At 68.7% G+C, this 19,727-nt stretch carries 18 protein-coding genes and 2 rRNA genes; all 20 read left to right on the top strand.

Annotation, left to right across the window (positions count from 1 at the left end):
- The first annotated feature begins 201 nt into the window (after window positions 1-201).
- The 20 genes from NP095_RS10035 (at window position 202) to NP095_RS09940 (ending at window position 19,723) form a co-directional block, all read left to right on the top strand.
- Window positions 202-3,309 (top strand): 23S ribosomal RNA (locus tag NP095_RS10035).
- Between the two features lie 96 nt (window positions 3,310-3,405).
- Window positions 3,406-3,522: ribosomal RNA gene (gene rrf / locus NP095_RS10030) — 5S ribosomal RNA — on the top strand.
- 92 nt (window positions 3,523-3,614) lie between these two features.
- Window positions 3,615-4,658 (top strand): tetratricopeptide repeat protein, encoded by a 1,044-nt coding sequence (locus tag NP095_RS10025; protein ID WP_256766086.1) that lies wholly within the window; start codon window positions 3,615-3,617, stop codon window positions 4,656-4,658.
- Window positions 4,659-4,752: 94 nt separating this feature from the next.
- Window positions 4,753-5,100 (top strand): single-stranded DNA-binding protein, encoded by a 348-nt coding sequence (locus NP095_RS10020; RefSeq protein ID WP_256766085.1) that lies wholly within the window; start codon window positions 4,753-4,755, stop codon window positions 5,098-5,100.
- Window positions 5,097-6,092: an HAD-IIA family hydrolase gene (locus NP095_RS10015; RefSeq protein ID WP_256766084.1), complete on the top strand. Its 996-nt coding sequence runs from the start codon at window positions 5,097-5,099 to the stop codon at window positions 6,090-6,092. Before NP095_RS10020 ends, NP095_RS10015 begins: the two co-directional genes overlap by 4 nt.
- Window positions 6,089-6,268 carry a hypothetical protein gene (locus tag NP095_RS10010; RefSeq protein WP_256766083.1) on the top strand — a complete coding sequence of 60 codons (180 nt, stop codon included), beginning with the start codon at window positions 6,089-6,091 and terminating at the stop codon, window positions 6,266-6,268. Before NP095_RS10015 ends, NP095_RS10010 begins: the two co-directional genes overlap by 4 nt.
- A gap of 4 nt (window positions 6,269-6,272) precedes the next feature.
- Window positions 6,273-7,109 (top strand): TlyA family RNA methyltransferase, encoded by an 837-nt coding sequence (locus NP095_RS10005; protein WP_249378485.1) that lies wholly within the window; start codon window positions 6,273-6,275, stop codon window positions 7,107-7,109.
- Window positions 7,106-8,026 (top strand): NAD kinase, encoded by a 921-nt coding sequence (locus NP095_RS10000; protein ID WP_256766082.1) that lies wholly within the window; start codon window positions 7,106-7,108, stop codon window positions 8,024-8,026. Before NP095_RS10005 ends, NP095_RS10000 begins: the two co-directional genes overlap by 4 nt.
- Window positions 8,026-9,693, top strand: coding sequence for a DNA repair protein RecN (recN, locus tag NP095_RS09995; RefSeq protein ID WP_256766081.1), 1,668 nt, complete (start codon window positions 8,026-8,028; stop codon window positions 9,691-9,693). Before NP095_RS10000 ends, recN begins: the two co-directional genes overlap by 1 nt.
- Before the next feature lie 74 nt (window positions 9,694-9,767).
- A complete protein-coding gene (steA, locus tag NP095_RS09990; RefSeq protein ID WP_249378482.1) occupies window positions 9,768-10,934 on the top strand; it encodes a putative cytokinetic ring protein SteA in 1,167 nt (388 codons plus the stop codon).
- On the top strand, window positions 10,931-11,800 hold the full coding sequence (locus NP095_RS09985; RefSeq protein ID WP_256766080.1) for a copper transporter: 870 nt from the start codon (window positions 10,931-10,933) through the stop codon (window positions 11,798-11,800). Before steA ends, NP095_RS09985 begins: the two co-directional genes overlap by 4 nt.
- 171 nt (window positions 11,801-11,971) lie before the next feature.
- Window positions 11,972-13,633: a CTP synthase gene (locus NP095_RS09980; RefSeq protein WP_249378480.1), complete on the top strand. Its 1,662-nt coding sequence runs from the start codon at window positions 11,972-11,974 to the stop codon at window positions 13,631-13,633.
- A 12-nt stretch (window positions 13,634-13,645) separates the two neighbouring features.
- Window positions 13,646-14,251 carry an NUDIX domain-containing protein gene (locus tag NP095_RS09975; RefSeq protein WP_249378479.1) on the top strand — a complete coding sequence of 202 codons (606 nt, stop codon included), beginning with the start codon at window positions 13,646-13,648 and terminating at the stop codon, window positions 14,249-14,251.
- A complete protein-coding gene (xerD, locus tag NP095_RS09970) occupies window positions 14,248-15,177 on the top strand; it encodes a site-specific tyrosine recombinase XerD (RefSeq protein ID WP_256766079.1) in 930 nt (309 codons plus the stop codon). Before NP095_RS09975 ends, xerD begins: the two co-directional genes overlap by 4 nt.
- A gap of 17 nt (window positions 15,178-15,194) precedes the next feature.
- Complete coding sequence (locus NP095_RS09965; RefSeq protein ID WP_249378477.1) at window positions 15,195-16,046, top strand: ParA family protein; 852 nt, start codon at window positions 15,195-15,197, stop codon at window positions 16,044-16,046.
- 20 nt (window positions 16,047-16,066) lie between these two features.
- Entirely contained in the window at window positions 16,067-16,345 is a 279-nt protein-coding gene (locus tag NP095_RS09960; RefSeq protein WP_404801111.1) for a hypothetical protein, read from the top strand.
- 8 nt (window positions 16,346-16,353) lie between these two features.
- Window positions 16,354-17,241 (top strand): segregation and condensation protein A, encoded by an 888-nt coding sequence (locus NP095_RS09955; RefSeq protein WP_404801094.1) that lies wholly within the window; start codon window positions 16,354-16,356, stop codon window positions 17,239-17,241.
- Window positions 17,228-17,941 (top strand): SMC-Scp complex subunit ScpB, encoded by a 714-nt coding sequence (gene scpB, locus NP095_RS09950; protein WP_256766077.1) that lies wholly within the window; start codon window positions 17,228-17,230, stop codon window positions 17,939-17,941. Before NP095_RS09955 ends, scpB begins: the two co-directional genes overlap by 14 nt.
- Window positions 17,904-18,662 carry a pseudouridine synthase gene (locus NP095_RS09945; protein ID WP_404801093.1) on the top strand — a complete coding sequence of 253 codons (759 nt, stop codon included), beginning with the start codon at window positions 17,904-17,906 and terminating at the stop codon, window positions 18,660-18,662. Before scpB ends, NP095_RS09945 begins: the two co-directional genes overlap by 38 nt.
- Entirely contained in the window at window positions 18,659-19,723 is a 1,065-nt protein-coding gene (locus NP095_RS09940; protein WP_249378473.1) for a prephenate dehydrogenase, read from the top strand. Before NP095_RS09945 ends, NP095_RS09940 begins: the two co-directional genes overlap by 4 nt.
- Window positions 19,724-19,727 lie beyond the last annotated feature (4 nt).

The following is a 19,727-nucleotide window of genomic DNA, read 5'->3' as shown; positions in this document are numbered from 1 at the left end:
GGGGCGTGGAAATTCGGTGGGACGCAGCGACAACTCAGGCACACTGTTGGGTCCTGAGGGATCAGCATCTAATGCTGGATTCCTCGGACCGTACACCCCCGCGAACCGCATGATTCTTCGGAATGATGTAGGCGTGGAAATTTGTACGGGACCGATCGTATTTTGAGAACTTCACAGTGGACGCGAGCATCTTTGTAGTAATAACAAGCTACTAAGTGCACATGGTGGATGCCTTGGCATCGAGAGCCGATGAAGGACGTTGGAGTCTGCGAAAAGCCCCGGGGAGTTGACAACCGAGCTGTGATCCGGGGGTGTCCGAATGGGGAAACCCACTCAGAGGAAAGTCTGAGTACCTGCGCCTGAACACATAGGGCGTTTGGAGGGAACGTGGGGAAGTGAAACATCTCAGTACCCACAGGAAGAGAAAACAATAGTGATTCCGGTAGTAGTGGCGAGCGAAACCGGACCTAGGCTAAACCTTGGGTGTGTGATAGCCGGCAGGCGTTGCATCCAGGGGGTTGTGGGACCGCACAGATTGTTCTGCCGAGCAGTCAAAGAGTCATAAACCATGAGTGAAGGTGAAACCGACTGGAAAGTCGTGACATAGAGGGTGAGATCCCCGTAACCGTAAGCTCATGGCTCTTGTGCGTCATCCCGAGTAACACCGAACCCCTGAAATTCGGTGTGAATCTGGCGGGACCACCCGCTAAGCCTAAATACTCCTCGATGACCGATAGCGGACTAGTACCGTGAGGGAAAGGTGAAAAGTACCCCGGGAGGGGAGTGAAATAGTACCTGAAACCGTGTGCATACAATCCGTTGGAGCTGTTCCTTAGGGAATTGTGACAGCGTGCCTTTTGAAGAATGAGCCTGCGAGTTAGCGTTGTGTAGCAAGGTTAAGGCGAGTGCCGTAGCCGTAGCGAAAGCGAGTCCGAATAGGGCGCTTGAGTTGCACGATCTAGACCCGAAGCGGAGTGATCTATCCATGGCCAGGTTGAAGCGCGGGTAAGACCGCGTGGAGGACCGAACCCACCTAGGTTAAAAACTGGGGGGATGAGCTGTGGATAGGGGTGAAAGGCCAATCAAACTCCGTGATAGCTGGTTCTCCCCGAAATGCATTTAGGTGCAGCGTCACGCGTTTCTTACCGGAGGTAGAGCACTGGATGGGCTAGGGGGCCTACAAGCTTACTGAACTCAACCAAACTCCGAATGCCGGTAAGTGAGAGCGTGGCAGTGAGACAGTGGGGGATAAGCTCCATTGTCGAGAGGGAAACAGCCCAGACCATCAGCTAAGGTCCCAAAGCGATTGCTAAGTGGAAAAGGATGTGGAGTCGCAGAGACAACCAGGAGGTTGGCTTAGAAGCAGCCATCCTTGAAAGAGTGCGTAATAGCTCACTGGTCAAGTAATTCCGCGCCGACAATTTAGCGGGGCTCAAGCAATCCACCGAAGCTATGGGATTCACACATGAGGTAGGCCTTCGTGGTCCAGCCGTGTGGATCGGTAGGGGAGCGTCGTGTCGCGAGCGAAGCGGCGGGGTAACCCAGCCGTGGATGCGACACGAGTGAGAATGCAGGCATGAGTAGCGAATGAAGAGTGAGAAACTCTTCCACCGAATGACCAAGGGTTCCAGGGTCAAGCTAATCTTCCCTGGGTAAGTCGGGACCTAAGGCGAGGCCGACAGGCGTAGTCGATGGACAACGGGTTGATATTCCCGTACCGGCATTGAATCGCCCATGCTGAATCCAGTGATGCTAAGTGCCCGAAACCGCACCTTCCGTCTCTTCGGAGACAATGGTGCGGCAGAGCGCATGACCCGATCTGGTAGTAGGCAAGCAATGGTGTGACGCAGGAAGGTAGCTCATCCGTGGCGATGGTAGTCCACGGGTAAGGTCGTAGGACGAGTGATAGGCAAATCCGTCACTCATATGTCTGAGAGCCGATGCCACCCGCTTAGCGGAGTGTGAGTGATCCTATGCTGCCGAGAAAAGCATCTAGCGAGATTCAGAGCCGCCCGTACCCCAAACCGACTCAGGTGGTCAAGTAGAGAATACTAAGGTGATCGAGAGAATCATGGTTAAGGAACTCGGCAAAATGCCCCCGTAACTTCGGGAGAAGGGGGGCCGGATGCGTTATCAGACTTGCTCTGAGAAGCGTTGAAGGCCGCAGAGACCAGGCCCAAGCGACTGTTTACTAAAAACACAGGTCCATGCTAAGTCGAAAGACGCCGTATATGGACTGACTCCTGCCCGGTGCTGGAAGGTTAAGGGGACGTGTTAGCGCAAGCGAAGCACAGAACTTAAGCCCCAGTAAACGGCGGTGGTAACTATAACCATCCTAAGGTAGCGAAATTCCTTGTCGGGTAAGTTCCGACCTGCACGAATGGAGTAACGACTTGGGCGCTGTCTCAACCATGAACTCGGCGAAATTGCACTACGAGTAAAGATGCTCGTTACGCGCGGCAGGACGGAAAGACCCCGGGACCTTTACTATAGTTTGGTATTGGTGTTTGGTTCGACTTGTGTAGGATAGGTGGGAGACTGTGAAGCTTGGACGCCAGTTCAGGTGGAGTCAACGTTGAAATACCACTCTGGTCGTACTAGATATCTAACCTAGGTCCGTTATCCGGATCAGGGACAGTGCCTGATGGGTAGTTTAACTGGGGCGGTTGCCTCCTAAAATGTAACGGAGGCGCTCAAAGGTTCCCTCAGCCTGGTTGGCAATCAGGTTTCGAGTGTAAGTGCACAAGGGAGCTTGACTGTGAGAGTGACAGCTCGAGCAGGGACGAAAGTCGGAACTAGTGATCCGGCGCTGGCATGTGGAAGCGGCGTCGCTCAACGGATAAAAGGTACCCCGGGGATAACAGGCTGATCTTCCCCAAGAGTCCATATCGACGGGATGGTTTGGCACCTCGATGTCGGCTCGTCGCATCCTGGGGCCGTAGCAGGTCCCAAGGGTTGGGCTGTTCGCCCATTAAAGCGGCACGCGAGCTGGGTTTAGAACGTCGTGAGACAGTTCGGTCCCTATCCGCCGCGCGCGTAGGAAACTTGAGAAAGGCTGCCCCTAGTACGAGAGGACCGGGGTGGACGAACCTCTGGTGTGCCAGTTGTTCTGCCAAGAGCACGGCTGGTTGGCTACGTTCGGAAGTGATAACCGCTGAAAGCATCTAAGCGGGAAGCATGTTTCAAGATGAGGTTTCCCACTGGTTAACCAGGTAAGGCCCCCAGCAGACCACTGGGTTGATAGGCCGGAAGTAGAAGTGCAGCAATGCATGGAGCTGACCGGTACTAATAGGCCGAGGGCTTGTTTCTTACAAAGTTTGACCGCGTCCACTGTGAGGTTCCCGAGATATGATCGGGAGCCAGACTCGAAAGAGTCACCAAGGCTTGTTGATATCTCTATAGAGTTTCGGCGACCATGGCGAAGGGGAAATACCCGGTAACATTCCGAACCCGGAAGTCAAGCCCTTCAGCGCCGATGGTACTGCACTGGAGACGGTGTGGGAGAGTAGGACGTCGCCGGACAATCATTAGCGCGAGGCCGCTCCCTTTGGGAGCGGCCTTGCTGCATTTGTGCCCCTATCGTGAGGGCACACCTCGCGGAAGGACCCGAGAACATGGCTGAATCACGCAACCCCGCCGGCCGAGGCCGAAACAACAACAACAACAGCGGCGGATCCCGCGGCGGCAGCAGCCGCCCCAACAACAGCGGCGGATCCCGCAGCGCCGGCTCGCGCCCCTCCAGCGGCGGCTCCAAGCCCACCGGCTCCGGCTCGCGCCCCTCCAGCGGCGGCAGCTCGCGCCCCTCCAGCGGCTCCAAGCCCACCGGCGGCCCCCGCACCCCCGGCTCCGGCGCCCGCCGCAACTCCGACCGACCCGGCGCACCCCGCTCCAGCGGCGGCCCGCGCTCAGCGAGCGGCAACCGCCCCACCACCAGCGGCCCGAACCGCGATCGGCGCGCCTTCGGCCCCGACCGCTCCGACGCGCAGAAGACCTACGACGGACCCCCGATCCCCGACGACGTGTCGGCCAAGGACCTCGACAAGTTCGCCCGCCAGGAGCTCCAGGGCCTGCCCGACAAGCTCGCCGACAAAGTCGCCCGACACCTCGTCATGGCCGGCATCCTGCTCCACGAAGACCCCGAACTCGCCCACAAACACGCCCTCGCCGCCCGCGCCCGCGCCATGCGCGTCGGCCTGGTCCGCGAAGCCACCGGCGAAACCGCCTACGCCCTGGGCAACTGGGCCGAAGCCCTCGCCGAGTTCCGCGCCGCCAAACGCATGACCGGCCGCGGCATCTACGCCCCCATGATGGCCGACGCCGAACGCGCCCTCGGACGGCCCGAAAAAGCCCTCGAATACGACACCCCCACCATCCGCGCCGCCCTCGACGAAGCCGGCAACACCGAACTCACCATCGTCATCGCCGGCGCCCGCCGCGACCTCGGCCAAACCGACGCCGCCCTCCAACTCCTCGAATCCGAACCCCTCAACACCAAAAGCCGCCACGACTGGATCACCCGCCTCCGCTACGCCTACGCCGACACCCTCGCCGCAGCCGGACGCACCGACGAAGCCATCACCTGGTTCCACCGCGTCGCCGGCACCGACGCCAACGGACTCACCGACGCCCAAGACCGCATCAACCAACTCGAAAACTAGGGCGGTCCACAGGCTCGGCGCGCGAGAAGCGCGCCGTCCACAGGGGCGTCCGGCGCCCCTGTCCCGCGTAGCGCGATGCGTCCACTGTGGAGCGATGACCGATGTTGACAACCACGTCCTGCTGCGCGGCCGCGTCGCCGACGTGGCCGAGGCGCGCACTCTGCCCAGTGGGGACGAGATCGTCTCCTTCCGCCTGATCGTCGACCGCAGTGCTGCAGCACGGCGTCGCTCGAGTCAGAGCGTCGACACCTTCGACTGCTCTGCGTGGACGGCGCGGCTGCGGGCCAAGGCCGGGCGGCTCGGACCGGGGGACCGGGTTGAGGTCAGCGGCGAGCTGCGACGGCTCTTCTCCCGCAACGGCTCAGGCGTCTCCAGCCGGGTCTACGTCGACCTCGGGTCCCTGACCCGGCTGCCTGACCCCCCGGTAGCCTCGAACGCATGACCTTGGCCGCCACCGACACCGCTCTGGTCGCGTCCCACGACGCGATCCTGCTCGACCTCGATGGCGTGGTCTATCGCGGCGGAGACGCGGTTCCGGGCGCGGTCGAGGCGTTGAAGGCCGTCGACGACGCTCGGCTGGCCTACCTGACCAACAACGCCAATCGTCCGCCCTCCGCTGTGGCCGATCATCTGCGAGACCTCGGTCTCACGGTCTCGGAGGACGACATCGTGACGTCGGCCCAGGCGATCGCCGGGGTCATGGCGCACGACCTCCCGGCGGGCGCGACCGTGCTCGCGATCGGTGGAGAAGGACTGCGCACCGCCCTGACAGAGCGCGGGCTGGTGCCGGTCGACGATCGCCACGCGCCGAACGTGGCCGCCGTGGTGCAGGGCTACACGCCGCAGCTCGGCTGGCGCGACCTGGCCGAGGCCGCGTACGCGATCCAGTCGGGTCTGCCCTGGTACGCCAGCAACACGGACCTGACCATCCCGACCGCCGAGGGCATCGCGCCGGGCAACGGCGCGCTCGTCCATGCCGTGGGGCTGGCGGTCGGGCGCGAGCCCGTGGTCGCAGGCAAGCCGTACGCCCCGCTCTTCGAGGAGACGATCGAGCGGATCGCGCCCGATTCCCCGCTCATGGTGGGGGACCGGCTCGACACCGACATCAGTGGCGCCCGCCAGGCGTCGATCCCGTCGCTGTTCGTGCTGACCGGGGTGAACTCCCTGGCAGACGTCATCAACGCGACCGAGGAGGAGCGCCCCGACTACGTGGGACGCGATCTGTCCGCCCTGCACGACGTGCATCCGCCGGTCGTCATCGACGGGGCCGGTGCCACGTGCGGGTCCGCGTCGGCCGAGATCTCCGACGGTGTGGTCCGAGTGACGAAGTCCGGCACCTCGACCGAGACGCTCCGGGCGGTGGTCGGGCTCGGCTGGGCCGCGCGCGCCGAATCAGCGATCACCGTGACCGTCGATGCGACAATCGGGGCATGATGAGCGAACCCACGCAGGCCGCTGGCGATCGCCCGGACGACCCCACGACCGACGAGGCCGTGGCACTGCTGGCTGCGCTCGACGACCTCGACGTGGCCGAGCACCCGCAGGTGTTCGAGGCCGTCCACCGGGTGCTGCGCGACCAGCTCGCGGGCACGCCCGGGGACCGAGGGTGAGTCGATGAGCCGCCGGGTGCGGCTCGACGCCGAACTGGTGCGCCGCGGGCTGGCTCGGTCGCGCGATCAGGCAGCGAGCCTCATCGGGGAGGGCCGTGTCCTCGTCGGCGGCAACGCCGCGAGCAAGCCGGCCACGCAGGTCACCACCGACCAGGCCATCGTCATCCGCGAGGGCGACGATCCCGGCTGGGCCTCGCGTGGCGCCCACAAGCTCCTCGGCGCGCTCGAGGTCTTCGAGCCCGAGGGACTGAGCGTCGAAGGGCGTCGTGCCCTCGACGCCGGCGCGTCCACCGGTGGATTCACCGACGTGCTGCTGCGCCGCGGAGTCAGCGAGGTCGTCGCGGTCGACGTCGGCTACGGCCAGCTGGTGTGGTCGTTGCAGTCCGATCCGCGCGTCCACGTCTTCGACCGCACCAACGTCCGGGCGATCGACACCGAGCTCATCGGCGGGCCGGTCGACCTCGTCGTGTCGGACCTGTCGTTCATCTCGCTGACGCTCGTGCTGCCCGCGCTGATGCGGGTGTGCCGGCCCGAGGGGGACATGGTGCTGATGGTGAAGCCCCAGTTCGAGGTCGGTCGCGAGAACCTCGGCAAGAACGGCGTGGTCCGCGACCCCGAGCTGCACGCGTCCGCGGTGCACGGCGTCACCACCGCAGCCTGGGCGGGAGGCTGGGGCACGCGTGGTCTCGCGCCCAGTCCGTTGCCCGGTCCCGCCGGAAATGTCGAGTACTTTTGTTGGCTCAGGACCGACGCGCCTGCTCCGGACGAGGCGGCCGCGCGGGCCGCTGTCGCCGCCGGTCCGCTGGCCGCGGGGAACCAGAAGGAAGGAAGCGGATCATGAGGAGCGTGCTGCTCGCGGTCCACGTCCTGCGGGACGGGGCGCCCAAGCTCGCCGCGGACTTCGCGGCGTCGTTGCAGGCCGCCGGGATCGAGGTGCGTGCGCTCACCGACGAGATCGACCACCTCGAGGCCGCGGGTGCCGTCGACCTGGTCTCCGTCGCCGCCGTGCCCGGTGCCGCGGCCGACTGCGAGCTCGCGGTGGTCTTCGGTGGTGACGGCACGATCCTGCGCGCGGCCGAGCTCTGCCGCGGCACGGGAACTCCGCTGCTGGGCGTGAACCTGGGGCACGTGGGCTTCCTGGCCGAGGCCGACGAGGAGGACCTCGCCGACGTCGCCCGCCACGTCATCGCCGGTGGACTCACCGTCGAGGAGCGACTCACGGTCGACGTCCTGGTCTTCCACAACGGCGAGATCGTCGCCACGAACTGGGCACTGAACGAGGCATCCGTCGAGAAGGCCTCGCGTGAGCGCATGCTCGAGGTCGTCGTCGAGATCGACGGCCGACCCGTCTCGCGGATGGGCTGCGACGGCGTCGTCTGCGCCACGCCGACGGGCTCCACCGCGTACAACTTCAGCGCCGGGGGACCGGTCGTCTGGCCGGAGGTGTCGGCCCTGCTGATGGTGCCGATCAGCGCCCACGCCCTGTTCGCCCGACCCATGGTCGTCTCGCCGGAGTCCACGCTCGCCGTCGAGGTCGTCGGCCACGCCGCCTCGGGGATCCTGTGGTGCGACGGTCGTCGCGCCGCTGAGCTGCCGATCGGCGCCCGGGTCGAGGTCCGTCGCGGCGTCGAGCCCGTGCGACTCGCTCGCGTCCATCCCGCCTCCTTCGCCGACCGGCTCGTGCGCAAGTTCGAGCTGCCCGTCGCCGGGTGGCGCGGATCGTCGGGCGCGGCCCGGCGGGCTGCGGGGGAGAGCTGATGTGGCGCTACCTGCGGCTCGAGTCGCTCGGTGTCATCGAGGAGGCCGAGCTCGACCTGGGTCCCGGCTTCACGGTCATCACCGGCGAGACCGGCGCCGGCAAGACCATGGTGGTGACGGCGCTCGGCCTGCTGCGCGGTGAGCGCGCCGACCTGGCCCTCGTCCGCCGCGGCGCCGAGCGGGCGCGGATCGAGGCGTCGGTCCTCGCGACGCCCGAGGTGGCCGCCCTCGTCGAGGAGGCCGGCGGTCACGTCGACGACGACGAGCTCGTGCTGGCCCGGGTCCTGACCAGTCAGGGCCGCAGCCGCGCCCTGGCCGGCGGCTCGACCGTCCCGGCCGCGCTGCTGTCGCGCCTCGCCGACTCGCTCGTCGCGGTGCACGGCCAGTCCGACCAGCAGCGCCTCGTGCGACCGCAGGAGCAGCGCGGAGCGCTCGACCGCTTCGCCGGCAGCGCGGTCGCCGACCTGATCGAGCAGTACCGCCCGGCGTACGAGCGGCTGCGTGAGCTGCAGGCGCGATTGAGCGACCTGCGCACGCACGCCGGCGAGCGTCTGCAGCGGTTGGACCTGCTGCGACACGCCCTGGACGAGATCGACGCGGTCGATCCGCAGCCGGGTGAGGACGAGGAGCTCGTCCAGCGCGAGAACCGCCTGGCCCACGCCGAGTCGCTCGCGGCCGCCGCTGTGGGAGCGTCGACCGTGTTGTCGGAGGACGAGAACTCCGCCGCCGCCGCGATCGCTGCGGCCCAGTCGGTGGTCGACCCGGTGACCGGCAACGACCCGCGCATCGAGGCCCTGGCCGAGCGGCTGAAGCGGGCCTCCATCGACCTGACCGACATCGCGTCGGAGTTCGCCGCGTACGCGGCCGACGTCGAGCTGGACCCCAGCGGCCTGGCCGCGGTCCAGGACCGTCGTGCCGCGTTGACGGCCCTGCAGCGCCGCTACGGCCCGAGCCTGGACGAGGTCATCGCGTGGGCGGAGCGCGCCCGCGCCGAGGTCCTCGAGCTGGACCTGGACGACACCGCGATCGAGCGCCTGGAGCAGGACGTCCAGACCACGCGGGAGACCGTCGTGGACCTCGCTCGACAGCTGACCGAGGCGAGGACCGCCGCAGCCGAGCAGCTGTCCGGCGAGGTCGGCGCCGAGCTGGCCGACCTGGCCCTGCCGTCGGCCCAGTTTGAGGTCCGGGTCGTGCGCGGTGAGCCCGGTCCCCACGGGGCCGACGACGTCGAGATCTGGTTCGCGGCCAACAGCGGCGCCGAGCCCCGGCCGCTGGCGCGTGCCGCCAGCGGCGGCGAGCTGTCCCGCCTCATGCTCGCGATCGAGGTCGTCCTGGCCGGTCGCGACCCGGTGCCCACCCTGGTCTTCGACGAGGTCGACGCCGGGATCGGCGGACGCACGGCGGTGGAGGTCGGCCGGCGTCTCGCGCGGCTGGCCCAGCACGCCCAGGTCATCGCCGTCACCCACCTGCCGCAGGTCGCGGCCTTCGCCGACGCCCATTTCATCGTCAGCAAGTCCGACGACGGCACGGTCACCAGCAGCAGCGTGCTCCGGCTCGACCAGTCGGGCCGAGTCGACGAGCTGGCCCGGATGCTGGCCGGCCTGGACGATTCCTCCGCGGCGCAGCAGCACGCCCGCGAGCTGCTGGACCTCGCCCGCACTCCCTGAGTGCGACCTTTTCCCCGACCCGTCGGCGTGTCGATGTTGAACTCTCATCGTTCGCCGGTTGCATGGAAGGCATCATGCCCATCTTGAAGCGCAGGAATCCTGCCGTGCCCGACGGGCCCGGCATCGTCGGACCGGCGCGGCTGTGTCGCGGACCAGCGGACCTCTCGTCCGTGCGTTCGGGGGACGTCGTGGTGCTGGACCAGGTCGACCTCGAGGCCGACACGGCCCAGTCACTCGTCGACCGGGGTGTCGCCGCGGTCCTCAACGTCTCGCCGTCATCGTCCGGCCGGTACCCCAACCTCGGGCCGCAGGTGCTGGTCGACGCCGGTGTCCTCCTGGTGGACCGGGTCGGCGAGGGCGTGTGGCAGACCCTGCGCAGCGGAGACGTCGTGCGGGTCGACGAGGGGACGGTGCTCCTGGGGGAGGACACCATCGCCACCGGCATCGAGATGACGCCGTCGCGGGTCCGCGACCAGGTGGAGTCCGCGTCCTCAGGACTGTCCCACCAGCTCGACTCGATCGTGACGAACGCGGCCGACACGCTGCGCCGCGACCGCGCGATGCTCCTGGAGGGCGCCGGCATCCCCGCCGTGGCCACCGCCATCAAGGACCGCCCCGTGGTCATCGTGGCGGATGCGCCGGACGCCGCCCGGGACCTCAAGTCGATCCGCGCCTTCATTCACGACAAGGACCCCGTGCTGATCGGCGTCGGCGCCGGTGCCGAGCACCTCATCGCCGCAGGCCTGCGCCCGCATCTGCTCGTCGGCCGTGCCGACGACATCTCCGGGCGGATGATCGAGCGATCCGCCGAGGTCGTCATCGTGTCGGCCTCCGGTCACCTCGACCGCCCCGAGCAGTTCGAGGCGCACGGCCGCCAGCCGGTCGTCTTCACCGCTGCCGGCGCGCCCGAGAACCTGGCCGTCCTGCTGGCCGATCACCACGAGGCCGCGGTCATCGTGCAGGTCGGTCGCCCGTCCCGACTCGTCGACATCGTCGACGGTGACGCCGCCGACGCGGCCGGGACGTTCATCGCGCGCCTGCGCGCCGGCTCGCGGGTCGTCGACGCGCACGCCGTCGCCTGGTTCGCTCGCCAGCGGCTGAGCTGGCTCACGCCGCTCCTGCTGCTGCTGGCGGGTGTGGTCGCGGTCGTCGTCGCCGTCGGCACCACCCCTCTCGGTCATGAGTGGCTCGCGCCCGTGACCGACCGTGTCTCCTCCTGGATCGAAGGACTCTTCTCGTGATCACTCTGCGTTACCACGTCATCTCCCTGGCCGCCGTGCTGCTGGCGCTCGCTGCCGGTATCGCGGTCGGGGCGGGGTTGCTCGACGAGAGCGACGCCGCGACCACCGCCTCGGACGCCAACCGCGCCGAGGTCAGCCCTGCCCTGGCGGGCTTCGACGCCGGCTACGCCACGTTGACGTCGCCGGGCCTGCTGCGCGACAAGCTCAAGGACCGGACCGTGCTGCTGCTGACCACGCCCGGCGCGCGCGACAACGAGGTCGACTCGCTGATCGAGAACCTCACGACTTCCGGGGCGCGGGTCACGGGCAAGGTCGAGCTGACGGCCAAGCTGCTCTCGCCCTCCAACCGCCAGTTCGCCGAGGGCGTCGCCACCCAGTCCGATCCGCAGGCGGCCACGGCGGCCAGCGCCTACGACAAGATCGGCGCGGCGATCGCCCGGGGCTACCTCGCCACCAAGGGCGACGGCGCTCTCGACGAGACGTCGCGCACCATCCGCTCGGCGTTCGTCGAGGGCGGGCTGCTCGACCCGGACCAGGATCCCGAGACCTCCGCGCAGCTGGCGCTGGTCGTGTCGGGTCCGTCGGGCGCATCGGCCGCGGGAGAGGGCACGGTCGTGTCCAGCCTCGTCACGAGCCTGGACGCCGGCAGCCAGGGCCTGGCCGTGGTCGGCCCCGTCTCGTCCGGCGAGAACGGCGTGGTCAACGCGGTTCGCGGCAGCGATGCCGCCGCGAACGTCTCGACCGTGGACGTCACCGACACCGGCACGGGACGCGTCTCCGCGATCCTCGCGCTCGTGCGCGAGGCCGCCGGTCAGTCGGGCGCCTGGGGCACGTCGCGCGCCGCGGACGGCCCGGTGCCGAACTGAACACGATCGGCGCGTTCCGCGTGCGCGGTCCGCACCGGGGGTGCTCGATGGTAGGCTGGAGTTCCGTGGAACCCAGAGTCGAATCGATCCTCACGGATGGTTCCTCAGACCACGGGTGCGGCCGCAGGCACCGCCCGGTTCCTCACTCGAATCGGAACCACGGGAGTCACGTTGGCAGTTAACACCGTCACCAAGCACGTCTTCGTCACGGGCGGTGTCGTCTCGTCGCTCGGCAAGGGCTTGACCGCGTCGAGCCTCGGCCGGCTGCTCAAGTCGCGCGGGCTGCGCGTCACGATGCAGAAGCTCGATCCGTACCTCAACGTCGATCCGGGCACCATGAACCCGTTCCAGCACGGCGAGGTCTTCGTGACCGACGACGGCGCCGAGACGGACCTCGACATCGGCCACTACGAGCGCTTCCTCGATGAGGACCTCGTCGGGCGCGCCAACGTCACGACCGGTCAGGTGTACTCCGACGTCATCGCTCGCGAGCGCCGCGGCGACTACCTGGGCGACACGGTCCAGGTCATCCCGCACATCACGAACGAGATCAAGGACCGGATGCTCTCGATGGGCGGCCCGGACGTCGACGTCGTGATCCACGAGATCGGCGGAACCGTCGGCGACATCGAGAGCCAGCCGTTCCTGGAGTCGGCGCGTCAGGTCCGCCAGGAGGTGGGCCGCAACAACGTCTTCTTCCTGCACGTCTCGCTGATTCCGTACATCGGCCCCGCGGGCGAGCTCAAGACGAAGCCCACCCAGCACTCGGTCGCCGCGCTGCGCTCCATCGGCATCCAGCCCGACGCGATCGTGTGCCGCTCGGACCGTCCCGTGCCGACCGGCGTCAAGCGCAAGATCTCGCTGATGTGCGACGTCGACGAGGACGCGGTGGTCACGGCCATCGACGCCCCGTCGATCTACGACATCCCCAAGGTGCTGCACGCCGAGGGCCTCGACGCCTACGTCGTTCGCCGCCTGGACCTGCCCTTCCGTGACGTCGACTGGACGGAGTGGGACTCGCTCCTGCGCCGGGTCCACGAGCCGTCCGAGGAGATCACGATCGCGCTGGTCGGCAAGTACATCGACCTGCCCGACGCGTACCTGTCGGTGGCCGAGGCGCTGCGGGCCGGCGGCTTCGCCAACGACGTGAAGGTTCGACTGCGCTGGGTGCCCTCCGACGAGTGTGCGACCGAGGCCGGCGCCGCCGAGCAGCTCGGCGACGTCGACGGCATCTGCGTCCCGGGCGGCTTCGGCATTCGCGGCATCGAGGGCAAGCTGGGCGCGCTCACGTACGCCCGCACCCACCAGATCCCGACGCTCGGCCTGTGCCTGGGCCTGCAGTGCATGGTGATCGAGTACGCGCGGACCGAGCTCGGCATCGAGGACGCGAGCTCCTCGGAGTTCGATCCGGCCACCGAGCACCCGGTCATCGCCACGATGGCCGAGCAGCAGGAGTTCGTGGAGGGCGCCGGCGATCTCGGCGGCACCATGCGACTGGGCCTCTACCCGGCGAGCCTGAAGCCCGGCTCGATCGTCAGCGAGCTCTACGGCTCGGACAAGGTCGAGGAGCGGCACCGCCACCGCTACGAGGTCAACAACGCGTACCGCAAGCCGCTCGAGCAGGCCGGCATGGTCTTCTCGGGCACCTCGCCCGACTCGACCCTGGTCGAGTTCGTCGAGCTGCCGCGCGAGGTGCACCCCTTCTACGTCGCCACGCAGGCCCACCCCGAGCTGCGCTCGCGTCCCACGCGCTCGCACCCGCTGTTCTCGGGCCTCATCGCCGCGTCGCTGAAGCGCAAGCTCGAGATGCGACTGCCGGTCGAGAACGTATGAGGGACGCGGCCGGTGAGTGAGTCGATGGTTCACCCGCGGCTGCCCGGTCGTCTCGCGACGTCGTTGCGCCCCGAGGAGACGCACTGGCCGGTCGCCGCGTCCGAGGTCGGGTTCCACAACGACTACCTGACGCTGACGGTCGACACGATCGTGGCGCCCGATCAGGGGCGTCACGATCGCGTCGTGGTCCGGCCCAAGGGCGCGGTGGCCGTGGCGGCGGTCGACGAGCAGCGACGCATCCTGTTGGTCGAGCAGTACCGGCACGCGCAGGGTGGCCGACTGCTCGAGATCCCGGCGGGGATCATGGACGTCGAGGGCGAGCCCGCCCAGGCGGCGGCCGCGCGTGAGCTGGCCGAGGAGACCGACCTGCTGGCCGACGCGTGGGACGAGCTGCTGACCCTGGCGCCCACGGTCGGGTACTCGACCGAGCGCATCACCGTCTTCCGGGCCACCGACCTGCGGCCCGTGCCCGACGCCGATCTGACCGTGCGCGAGGCCGAGGAGGCCGACATGGCGCAGTGGTGGGTCGATGTCGACGAGGCGGCGGCGGCCTGCCTCGACGGACGGATCATCGACGCCAAGACGATCGTCGCCATCCTGGCGGTGGCCCGGACGTGAGCGAGGCGGCGGTCGAGCGAGTCGTGGCCGAGTACCTGTCCCACCTCGGGGTGGAGCGAGGACTGGCCGAGAACACGCTCGCCTCGTACCGCCGCGACCTGCGCCGCTACGCCGCGTTCCTCGTGGACCGCGGCCTGACCGATCCCGCCGCGATCACCGAGGCGGACGTGACGGCCTTCGCAGCCGCCCTGCGCACCGGCGACGAGGAGCACCCGCCGCTGGGCACCTCGAGCGTCGCCCGCACCATCGTCGCGGTGCGCGGCTTCCACAAGTTCTGCCTGCGCGAGCAGATCGTCGGCAACGACGTCAGCTCCGCCGTCCGGCCGCCGCGACCGGCGTCCCGGCTGCCGAAGGCGCTGCCCCTCGAGGACGTCGAGGCGCTGCTGGTCGCGGCGGGGGAGCCGGGCACCGCGCTCGCGCTGCGCGACCGCGCCCTCCTGGAGGTGCTCTACGGGACGGGAGCGCGGATCTCCGAGGCCGTCGGCCTGGACGTGGACGACGTCGACCTCGACCAGTCCTCCGTCCTGCTGACGGGCAAGGGGTCGAAGCAGCGCATCGTCCCGCTGGGATCGTTCGCCCGCGACGCGCTCGAGGCCTACCTGATGAAGGCTCGCCCGCACCTGACCGCCGCCACCGGCAGCGGCCCGGCGATGTTCCTCAACGCCCGGGGCGGACGGCTCTCGCGACAGAGTGCCTGGACGGTGCTGACCAAGGCCGCACGCCGGGCGGGACTGACCGGCGACGTCTCGCCACACACCTTGCGTCACTCCTTCGCCACCCACCTGCTCGACGGCGGGGCAGACGTCCGCGTCGTGCAGGAACTGCTGGGGCACGCCTCGGTCACGACGACGCAGATCTACACCCTGGTGACGATCGACAAGTTGCGCGAGACGTACGCGGCGTCCCATCCCCGGGCGCTGGGGTGAGCGGTACAGTGACCGCTATGCCCAGCACGTCCCTCGGCCCCACCGGTCGCCCGATGCCCGACCTCCCGGAGCCCGGTCCCCGAGCGACACAGGCTCCCGCCGTCGTCATCTCGATGTGCAACCAGAAGGGTGGCGTCGGCAAGACCACGACGACCATCAATCTCGGTGCCGCACTGGCCGAGACCGGCCGCCGTGTCCTGCTCGTCGACTTCGATCCGCAGGGCTCCCTGACGGTCGGACTGGGCTACAACGCCCACGAGATCGAGCAGAGCATCTACCACGTGCTGATGGACCGTGAGCTCTCCATGAAGGAGATCATCATGGAGACGTCCGTCAAGAACCTCGACCTCGTGCCGGCCAACATCGACCTCTCGGCAGCCGAGATGCGTCTGGTCACCGAGGTGGGTCGCGAGCAGGTCCTGGCCCGCGCCCTGCGCGACGTCCGCGCCGACTACGACGTGATCCTGATCGACTGCCAGCCCTCGCTCGGCCTGCTGACCGTCAACGCCCTCACCGCGTCCGACGGCGTGCTCGTTCCGCTGGAGTGCGAGTACTTCGCCCTGCGCGGCGTCGCGCTGCTCAACGAGACGATCGAGAAGGTCCGCGACCGCACGAACTTCGACCTCAAGGTCATCGGCCTGCTCGGCACGATGTTCGACAGCCGCACCCTGCACGGCCGCGAGGTCCTGCAGACCCTCGTCGACGGCTGGGGAGACGCCGTGTTCCACACGGTCATCCGGCGCACCGTGAAGTTCTCCGACTCCACCGTCGCCGGTGAGCCGATCACCGAGTACGCCCCCACCTCGCCCGGTGCCGAGGCCTACCGTCAGCTCGCCAGGGAGGTGCTGCAGCGGTGTCCCGACGCGTGAACCTGCCCGGTGCGGACGAGCTGTTCCGGCCCACCGCACCCAGTGGCCCTCGCGACCAGGACCCGCCCGCGGTACCGGCGGCCGGCAGCGGCCGGGTCAAGCACGACGAGAAGATGACCGTCTACCTCACCAGTGACGAGCTCCTGGCGATCGAGCAGGCGCGTCTGGAGCTGCGATCCGTGCTGGGTCGCAAGGTCGACCGCGGTCGTCTGGTGCGCGCCGCGATCGCCGGCGCCCTGGCCGATCTCGACACCCGCGGGGCGGACAGCGAGCTCGCCCGTCGCCTCGGCGAGGAATGAGCTCCTCGGTGTCCGTCGCGGAGTCGGCGTCCACCGACGCCCCCGACGCCGGGTTCTCGGTGACCCTGGGCAACTTCGAGGGTCCCTTCGACCTGCTCCTGCAGCTGATCTCCAAGCACCAGCTCGACATCACCGAGGTCGCCCTGTCCGTCGTGACGTCGGACTTCATCGCGTACACGCGTGAGCTCGAGGACGACCTCGAGCAGACCACGAACTTCCTGCTGATCGCCGCCACGCTGCTGGACCTCAAGACCGCGCGGCTGCTGCCGCAGGCCGAGGTCGAGGACGAGGAGGACCTCGCCCTGCTGGAGGCGCGCGACCTGCTCTTCGCCCGGCTCATGCAGTACCGCGCCTTCAAGACGGTGGCGGGGATCTTCGCCGAGCGCTTCGAGAATCAGCAGCTGCGGCACCCGCGTGCGGTCACGCTCGAGCCGCGGTTCGCGACGTTGCTGCCCGAGGTCGAGATTCGCGCCACGGCGCAGGACCTGGCTGCGCTCGCCGCCGCGGCCCTGGTCCCCAAGCAGGTTCCGCTGGTCTCCCTGGCCCATCTCCACGCCCCGTCGGTCAGCGTGCGCGAGCAGGCTCACCTCGTGGTGGACCGGTTGCGCCGCGAACGCTCGCTGACGTTCCGGGCGATCACCCAGGACGCGCCCGATGGACAGACCAAGGTGGCGCGATTCCTGGCGCTGCTGGAGCTGTTCCGTGAGGGCATGCTCTCGTTCGAGCAGGCCGAGCCGTTGGGGGAGCTGACCGTCCGCTGGACGGGGTCGGACGACGGCGACATCGACGTGGGGGACGAGTTCGACGAGCCGGTGCCCGCAGACGAGGACACCGAGATCGCAGCGCAGGCAGTGACCGTGGATGAGACGACCGGAAGTGACGATGACCGAGACTGACGAGCAGGGGTTCACCGAGGCGAACGAGCCGGCGCAGGCCCCGGCCGCGCCCGAGCGGCCGCCCGTCGAGCTGCGCCCCGCCCTCGAGGCCGTGCTGATGATCGCCGACGAGCCGCTGGAGCACCTCGTGCTGGCGCAGGCCGTCGGGCACCCGCCCGCCGAGGTCGAGCAGGCGCTGCGCGACCTCGCCGCGGAGTACACCGAGCAGGGCCGCGGCTTCGAGCTGCGCGAGCTGGCCGGCGGATGGCGGTTCTACACCCGCGAGGAGTACGCCGACGTCGTCGCCGCGTTCGTGCTCGAGGGACAGCAGGCCAAGCTCAGTCAGGCAGCGCTGGAGACCCTGGCCGTCGTGGCCTACCGCCAGCCGATCAGCCGCTCGCGGATCTCGGCGATCCGCGGCGTGAACGTCGACGGCGTCGTTCGGACGCTCGTCACGCGTGGCCTCATCACCGAGCTCGGTCACGACGGCGAGTCCGGCGCGATCCTCTACGGCACGACCAACTATTTCCTCGAGCGCATGGGACTCAGCGGGCTGGGCGAGCTGCCGGAGCTGGCGCCCATGCTTCCCGACCTCGCCGACCTCGACAGCGAGCTCGAGCGAGTTGCTCAGGAGACCGCAGAGCGCGAGGCCGTCCCGGAGGACCCGGCGCCGGCCGACGCCGATGCGACGGCTCCGACGGAAGGCGGCGACCGTGGCTGAGCGTATCCGTCTGCAGAAGGTCCTGGCGGCCGCCGGCGTCGCCAGCCGACGCCGCTGCGAGGAGCTCATGGCGTCCGGGCGCGTCGAGGTCAACGGCGAGGTCGTGACCCAGATGGGCGCGCGCGTCGATCCGACCTCCGACGTCGTGCGCGTCGACGGCAAGCGCATCCCGCCGCCGTCGGACCATGCCTACGTGCTGCTCAACAAGCCGCGGGGCATCGTCAGCTCGATGGCCGACGAGCAGGGCCGGCCCGACCTCTCCGGACTGCTCCGCGACCGTGACGACCGGCTCTTCCACGTCGGCCGGCTCGACACCGACACCTCGGGGCTGCTGCTGCTGACGAACGACGGCGACCTGGCGCACCGCCTGGCCCACCCGTCGTTCGAGGTCACGAAGACGTACGTGGCGCTCGTCGACGGCACGGTCGCCAACTCGATCGGCCGCACACTGCGCGAGGGCGTGGAGCTCGAGGACGGCGTCACCGCCGTCGACCGGTTCGTGGTCCGTGACCGCAGCCGGGGCAAGAGCCTGGTCGAGCTCGACCTGCACAGTGGCAAGAACCGCATCGTGCGCCGGCTGCTCGACGCCGTCGGCCACCCGGTCATCGAGCTCACGCGCACTGCGTTCGGGCCGCTGCGCCTCGGCGACCTGCGGTCGGGCGCCATGCGCGACCTGTCGCGCGAAGAGCTCGGAGCGCTCTTCGATAGCGTGGAGGCATGAGTGCCGCCTTGCCCGATGCCGTCGTTCCGGGCCCGGTACTCGTCATCGGCTGCGGCCTGATCGGCACCTCCGTCGCCCTGGCGCTGCGTGAGCTCGACGTGCCGGTCCACCTGCGCGACGCCAGCGCCTCCCACGTCGAGATCGCTGCCTCCGTCGGCGCCGGTTCCCCTGATCCGGTCGACTCCCCGGCGCTCGTCGTCGTCGCGGTCCCGCCCGCCGCCGTCGTCGAGACGGCACGCGCGGCGCTGGCCGAGTTCCCGCAGGCCGTCGTCACCGACGTCGCCAGCGTGAAGGCCCCGATCTGCGCCGGCGTCACCGATCCGCGCTTCGTCGGCGGCCACCCCATGGCCGGCAAGGAGCGCTCCGGCCCGATGGCCGCCTCGGGACTGCTCTTCGAGGGACGGGCCTGGGCGATCGTGCCCACCGCGGACACCGACCCCGACGCCGTGGCCCTGGTCGAGCGCGTCGCGACGTCGGTCGGCGCGGTCGTCCGCCGGATGGACGCGGGGTCCCACGACCGCGCCGTCGCCCTCGTCTCGCACGTGCCGCACCTGGTGTCGGCGCTGACCGCCGGCCTGCTGACCGAGGCGCCCACCGACGACCTCGCCCTCGCGGGTCAGGGCCTGCGCGACGTCATCCGCATCGCGGGCAGCGACCGGGGCCTGTGGGTCGACATCATCGGCAGCAACGCCGGCCAGGTGGGCGACATCCTCGACGACCTCGCCGCTCGGCTCGACGACCTGCGGGCCGCCGTGCGAGCCGGCGACGGATCCGTCGCCGAGCACCTCGACCGCGGCCGCGACGGCGTCAGCCGCGTCCCGGGCAAGCACGGCGAGCACCCGACCGCCCTTGCGGTGGTCTTCGTGTCCATCGACGACACACCCGGTGAGCTGTCGCGCCTGTTCTCCGACATCGGCGCCGCCGGCGTCAACATCGAGGACATGCGCATCGATCACGAGCTCGGCCGCCTCGTCGGCGTCGTCGAGGTCGTGGTGCGGGCCGCCGCCGCCGACGTACTTCACACCGCACTGATCGAACGCGGCTGGGCCGCGTTCCGCTGAGGAG

The sequence above is a fragment of the Aeromicrobium duanguangcaii genome (genome assembly GCF_024508295.1).
Taxonomy (GTDB): Bacteria; Actinomycetota; Actinomycetes; order Propionibacteriales; family Nocardioidaceae; genus Aeromicrobium; species Aeromicrobium duanguangcaii.
This window is presented reverse-complemented; position numbering and strand designations above follow the sequence as displayed.